Genomic DNA, 635 nt, shown 5'->3' with positions numbered 1-635 from the left:
GCCGCGGATCGTGTCATTTCCGTCAAGCCCATAAAGGAGATTTGACTTACCGTTCCCGATAAGCATGTCATCGAAAAATGAGGCGTAGACGTTCTCGATGGAGGAATAGGTGTCGCCTTCAGCCGCGCCGCCCAAGCCGGTTCCACTGGTAAGGTTCACGGTCACTCCGGACAGAGAGGCGTGATAAATGACCGCGTCCTCTCCGCTTTCCCCGAAGATATGATCGGCGCCGGCCCCCGCATAAACGGAATCGTCACCGGAGCCAGCCTGGATGAAGTTGTTATCACCTGCCACGGCGCCATCGAACACTTTGATCACGTCATCGCCGGCCTCACCGCGCAAATCGTCGTTTCCACCACCGCCAGTGATATAGTCTTGTCCATCGCCCCCGTAGATAAGATCATTGCCGGCGCCGCCGTTGAGGTGATCCGATCCGCTCAGCCCGAGAATGATGTCGTCGCCATCACCGCCGTCGATCACATCGTCGAGATAGCCCCCTGTAAGCTGGTCGCTGCCTCCAAAACCAAACATTTTGTTGACGACAGCCTCGCTCCCGGTCGCATTATCGTTCCCCGAGGTGCCGTTATAAAGAATAGCCATGAGTGTATCCCTTTCCTTGCCTTGATGGCCTGCGG

1 protein-coding gene is annotated in these 635 nt (G+C 56.7%); it reads right to left on the bottom strand.

Annotated elements, in window-relative coordinates; all coding sequences use genetic code 11:
• On the bottom strand, window positions 1-600 hold a 600-nt coding region (locus AC1D17_RS29245), incomplete at its 3' end, for a calcium-binding protein (protein WP_477568680.1).
• Window positions 601-635: the final 35 nt, after the last annotated feature.

It is taken from the genome of Pararhizobium sp. P1_E7, from assembly GCF_056405855.1.
Note: the sequence above shows the minus strand (reverse complement) of the source record. Positions and strands in the feature narration are given on the sequence as shown.